The sequence below is a fragment of the Gemella haemolysans genome, assembly GCF_901873445.1.
GTDB lineage: Bacteria > Bacillota > Bacilli > Staphylococcales > Gemellaceae > Gemella > Gemella haemolysans_C.
Genome location: NZ_CABFLN010000050.1, coordinates 1 through 5,861, shown reverse-complemented (window position 1 = coordinate 5,861; position 5,861 = coordinate 1). Strand labels below are relative to the sequence as shown.

Here is a 5,861-nt window from a genome sequence, read left to right as displayed (position 1 = left end):
ATATTAGCTTATTATTATTAAAAATGTAAACCAACAGACTATCAAATTATTTTTCTTAAAAAATATTATTATATATTTTATGAAATTTACATAGCATAAAAAATAAGCCCTAATTAGGACTTATTTTTTAAAAATTATATTAGACTATTATATTCTTCTTCAGTTAAGTAACTTGAAATTGCACCTGTTTTTGTAGTTGTTAAACTAGCGTAGTTTGTCGCAAATTTTGCCATTTGAGCTAATTCTTCTTCTGAAATATTATTAAAATCTTCATGATTTAATAATTTTGATAAGAATGATCCAGCAAAAGCATCTCCTGCCCCTGTAGTATCAACAGCTTTTATATTAGGTATTTCAGTTACTACTTTGTGATTTTCATAATAGACTTCTGCCCCATGTTCTCCTTTAGTATAAAGAACAACTTTCATGTGATTAAAGTCTTTTTTCAATGCTTCTTCTATATTAGTAGTTCCTGTTAGGAATTCTAATTCGTTATCAGCAACTTTAATTACATCAACATAAGGTAAAAATTCTTTAATCGTTTCAAGATAAATCTTGTGATCGTCCCAAAGATTGAAACGTAAGTTAACATCAAAAGAAATTAACACGCCAGCTTCTTTAGCTTTTTTTAGTAATAAGTGATGGCTATCTTTTGATTCTTCTTGAATAGCAATACTTGCGAAGTGAATTGCTTCAATTTCCGATAAATCAACTTTTTCAACATCTTCTTTACTAATTCTTAATGTTGATGAACCTTTAAAGTAAAAACTAAATGAACGGTCTCCAGTTTCATCTAAAGAAACAAATGCTAACGGTGTAAAACTATCAGCTTTACGACTTACATATTTGCAGTCAACATTTTCATTTTTTAAAGTATTTTCTAGAAAATCACCAAAACCATCTTGTCCAAGTGATGTTAATAAATAACTCTTATGTCCTAGTTTTTGCGCAACACACGCAACATTGGCTACACAGCCTCCAGCCTCTTTTTTAAATGATGTTACTTTATCGATTGTTCCTACACCTTCACCAATAAAGTCAATTAGCATCTCTCCTATACATAAAACTGCCATTTTAGTTCTCCTCTCTAATTTCGATTGCTCCAAGTTCTTTTGCTACATAATTAGTAGCTAATATTTTTACATCGTGATTTTCTGGATAGAATCTTGTCGAAATCGTAAATACTCCACCATTAGCGAATAATTCAATTGATGAACTATCAAATACTATTTCTACATCTTCTAAATCCAATTTATATTTCCTATCATTTCTTCCGTAACCACTAGTGCCAAAAGAAACTTTTAATTCTTTATTATCATAGCTAACTTTAAAATCAGCTACACTGATTTCAAAACTTTCTCCATGTTCCTGTTTATAATACCATGTATTTTTATTAAAGTCATTAGTTTTAATATCATTACCTAATAAATCTTTTACCGATTTATGTAACGTTTGTCTAACTTTACCATCCTTGAAATTTACTACACGAGGCACTGTTAGACAGTTTTGATAACCAAACTTCGCAGTCGGATTTGTATAGCTACTATCTGGTACATACATCCAACCTATTAAAACACGATTATTATCTTCATCTAAAAATGTTTGTGATGCATAAAAATCATGTCCATAATCTAATAATGTGAAGTTATCTAGTTTATCAACATTCTCAATTCCATCTTCAACTACAGAATATCCAATTTGATACATATTTTCATAGTACGGGTACATTCTTGTAATACCTTGAGGTGAGAACATAAATATTTCTTTCCCATCTACTTCAAAATAATCAGGACATTCCCACATAAATCCTAGATTTTTTTTTGAATAAATAGTTTTATACGGTTTAAGAGTATCTTTATCATATACTAATAAACATCCATAATCATTACTATCTCTAGCACCTAGCACTAGATATTTTTTTCCGTTTTTTTCAAAAATTTTTGGATCCCTAACATGATTTGACATATTAGGATAATCGTCTGTTGTTAACAGACATTTTTTCTCAGTAAAATTAATTCCATCTTCCGTTTCAAAAGATATGGTATTATGACCGCGACCAGCATGAACGTAGTCATAATCTCCTTTATATTTCACATTCCCTGTGTAGTAGAAGACTAGTTTTCCATCTTCTATATTGGCACTTCCTGAATATACACCATGCGTTTCTTCTTCTATCGTTGGTGTTAGGAATACGCCACGGTCTTCATAATTTTTTAGATCACTACTAGTGTAATAATACCATAATTTTAGTCCACCATTTACTTCATATGAATATTGGTGAAAAATATGATATTTACCATTAAAATAAGCTAATCCGTTAGGATCATTTAGCCATCCTTTAGTAGGTTCTAAATGAAGATTTTGTTTCCAATTATTAGCTAGCATTTACAAGCTCCTTCTTAGTTTTGAAGAAATATGCTGTTACTGAGAATGAAACGATGAATGCTAATGCTAAACCAATAGCGAATGTTGACCAGTGGTTTGCAGGAATTGAAATAAATCCTGGAAGACCAGCTGCTCCTAATGCTGATGCAAATACTTTGTTAAGTCCCATCCAAGCACTTCCTACCGCACTTCCTGCAATAGCTCCGTAGAATGGATATTTAAGTCTTAAGTTAACACCGAACATCGCAGGTTCTGTAATACCTAGTAATGCAGAAATCCCTGATGCTGATGAGATTGATTTCATTTTTGTGTTTTTAGAGAAAACTAATACCGCTAAAACTGCTGCACCTTGTGCTACGTTAGACATAGATGCGATTGGGAAGATAAATGTTAATCCTGTCGCAGCTAAAAGTTGAGTTTCAATTGCTGCAAAACTTTGGTGAAGTCCAGTAATAACGATTGGTGCATATAATAGACCAAAAATACCAGCTCCTACAAATCCTCCATTCGTGTATAACCATTGTAATCCTTCTCCTAGTAAAGTACCAGCTTCACGAAGAACTGGTCCCATCCAAGCGAATGTTACAAATCCTGTTACAAATAGTGATACTAATGGTGTTGTTAAGTTATCTAACCATGATGGCGTTACACGACGTAAGAATTTTTCAATTGTCGCTAATAACCAAGCAGCTGCAAGAATTGGTAATACTGTTCCTTGGTATCCTACTTTAGCAATCTTAAATCCGAATACATCCCAATATTGTAAAGCAGTTACTCTTTGTAAACCATCAACCGCTTGACCACTTTGATTAACAATATCTAATGCTGGTGCAAGAAGTTGGTTTGTAGCTGGATCTAATTTACCAAATACGTAAAAGTTCATCACATCTGGGTGAACCATTAACATTGCAAGAGCAGCTCCTAAATATGGATTCCCACCAAAACGTTTAGTTGCAGAAAACCCAATTAATACTGGTAAGAATACAAATGGTGCATTGGCAAATACGTTAACCATATCTGCAAGACCTGCAATACCAGGATTAGCTTCAATAACTGATTTTCCAGTGTAGAATAGATCTTTCGCTGTTAACACATTGTTAATACCCATTAAAAGACCACCAGCAACAATCGCTGGAATAATCGGAACGAAAATATCACTTAACATTTTTACAAAACGTTGTAGAGGATTTCCTTTAGGTTTCTTGCTTGTAGTTTTCTCTCCTTCTTCTTCACTAGAAGCTCCGCCTTTATAAACTTCGTTATACTTAGCATACACTTGTTGAACAAGACCGCTTCCGAAGATTAATTGAAGTTGACCGTTGTTAAAGAATACACCTTTAACACCTTCGATATCTTCTAATTTTTCTTTATTATATTTTTTTTCATCGTTTAATTCTAAACGAAGTCGAGTTGCGCAGTGAACAACAGAGCTAATATTTTCTTCACCACCACTATGTTCAACTACTTCAGTTACAACTTTTTTTAAATCCATAGTCATTTCTCCTTTTTCTTTTTTAATTTATATAATGACATTTAACAATTACCAAACAAAAGTGGTAACGTTACTTTTTTTATTTTACACCTCTTTAAATCCAATGTCAAGAGAAAAAAGTAACGTTACCATATTTTTAAAAAAATAGTAGCTTTCTTGCTTCAAAGTGTTATTTTTGTTATAATCTAATAACTATAAAATAGGAGGCTTATATGGATTTTTCAATTAAAAATCTGTTTACTAGTGTTTCTACAAACATTAATCGATATAAATTCACCTACATCTCAATAGCTGCCATAATTCAACTAATTCTTGTATGTGGCTTATGGCTAATCGCTAGAATTTTCCAACTAGCACTCACCCTTGCTGGTGAAGAACATCTTGATAAAAATAATATTCTTCACATATTAACTAATCCTTATAGTTTTATAATTCTTAATCTTTTAATCCTTATAGTAGCATTTTTTATGTTTATAGAATTTTCTATACTAACATTTACGATATATGGACAACTAACAGATAAAAAATATTCGTATCGAAAGATCTTAAAAAATGCATGGAATAAAACAAAAAATTTAGCAGGTTTTCAAACTCTATTTTTCATAATTTATTTCATAATTACTATCCCTACTATTAACCTAGGTGTAAAATCTGTTTTAGCTAAAAACTTATTTGTTCCTAAGTTTATAAGCGGTGAAATAATGAAAACTAACAGTGGTTTTATTATTTGGGGATCAATCATGATAGTTTTTTCTTATCTAAACCTTAGATTAATTTTTACTCTTCCTCTCACAGCTGTTGGAGATGAGAATATACTCGATAGTATTAAAAAAAGTTGGGAACTTACAAAAACCGGTAAAAGAAAACTTGTAATCACTATTATCTTATTTGAAACAATATACATCATTATTGCAGTAATTTTAATCGGTGTTATCACCTTCATATGTATTTGTGTTGATAAGGATGGTAATAATCCTATAGTTCAAACCTTATTTTTCTCAGCAATAAGTGCAATTATCTTCTTTATAGGTGTACTCTCAAAAGTAACGGTCATAACATCGTTAATAACTGTATTAATAGATCAAAACGAAATATCAGACGAACTTGTTAATAATCTTAATGAAAACAAGAAAAAATCGAGATTAGTAGTAACCTTTACTACTATAATAATTATTATTGTAGCTATTATTAATGGTTTTAATATTTATGGAAATGGAGTCAACAAAAATATCGAGACGATTGCTCACAGAGGATATGTCTATAAAGGTGTAGAAAATTCTATTGAAGCTCTCGAAGGTGCCGCTGAAGTTGGAGCTAACTATGTAGAATTAGATATATTGCTGACTAAAGACAATAAATTCGTTGTAATGCACGACTATAACCTTAAAAGACTTGCTGGTATTAATAAACGAGTTCAAGATATGAACTACGATGAAGTTGTTGGTCTACCAATAAAACAAGGGGATCATACTAGTAAAATACCTTCTTTAGAAGAATTTGTAAATAAAGCTAAGGATTTAAATATGAAGCTAGTGATTGAACTAAAACCCCATGGTGCTGAACCTAGTAATTACATCAATATTCTTATTGAAGAAATAAAAAGATTAAAACTTGAAAATTATAAATTCATGTCACTTAATTCTAAAGTTATGGAAGAACTTGAAACAAAAGCACCAAATTTAGAAACTGGTTATGTAATCCCTCTTCAATAACATTTCATTTTAGTTAACATAATTTTTACAAATAAAAAATCTTTAGAGGAATTTTTCACCTCTAAAGATTTTTTTTTATTTCTTCGGTCTTGTTTCTGGGAAAGTAAAAACAAAAATAATATAGATTACACTTCCTAATAAATAGAACATGATTGATGAAGAATATCCCATGTGATTTAGTACTAAACTCCATACAAAGTTAAACAATGTATATATCGCATATCCAAATGCCCAGAAAATCCCAAACATGATTGTTAATCTTTGTGAATTCA

The 5,861-nt window shown here is 30.7% G+C and carries 4 protein-coding genes and 1 pseudogene; 1 reads left to right on the top strand and 4 read right to left on the bottom strand.

Annotated features, from left to right (window positions below):
- Nucleotides 1-134 precede the first annotated feature (134 nt).
- Genes JX287_RS06445 through JX287_RS06435 form a run of 3 tightly spaced genes read right to left on the bottom strand, consistent with a single transcriptional unit; the run spans nucleotide 135 to nucleotide 3,877 of the window.
- On the bottom strand, nucleotides 135-1,073 hold the full coding sequence (locus JX287_RS06445; protein WP_204643801.1) for a carbohydrate kinase family protein: 939 nt from the start codon (nucleotides 1,071-1,073) through the stop codon (nucleotides 135-137).
- Nucleotide 1,074: 1 nt separating this feature from the next.
- Nucleotides 1,075-2,385 (bottom strand): glycoside hydrolase family 32 protein, encoded by a 1,311-nt coding sequence (locus JX287_RS06440; RefSeq protein WP_204643799.1) that lies wholly within the window; start codon nucleotides 2,383-2,385, stop codon nucleotides 1,075-1,077.
- Nucleotides 2,375-3,877: a sucrose-specific PTS transporter subunit IIBC gene (locus JX287_RS06435; RefSeq protein ID WP_204643797.1), complete on the bottom strand. Its 1,503-nt coding sequence runs from the start codon at nucleotides 3,875-3,877 to the stop codon at nucleotides 2,375-2,377. The genes JX287_RS06440 and JX287_RS06435 overlap by 11 nt, the downstream gene beginning before the upstream one ends.
- 212 nt (nucleotides 3,878-4,089) lie before the next feature.
- Between JX287_RS06435 and JX287_RS06430 the strand changes: the two genes are divergently transcribed.
- Nucleotides 4,090-5,589, top strand: a complete 1,500-nt coding sequence (locus JX287_RS06430) for a glycerophosphoryl diester phosphodiesterase membrane domain-containing protein (protein WP_239650352.1) — start codon at nucleotides 4,090-4,092, stop codon at nucleotides 5,587-5,589.
- Between the two features lie 75 nt (nucleotides 5,590-5,664).
- Here the strand turns inward: JX287_RS06430 and JX287_RS06425 are convergent.
- A pseudogene (locus tag JX287_RS06425) lies at nucleotides 5,665-5,861 on the bottom strand (MFS transporter); the annotation flags it as partial.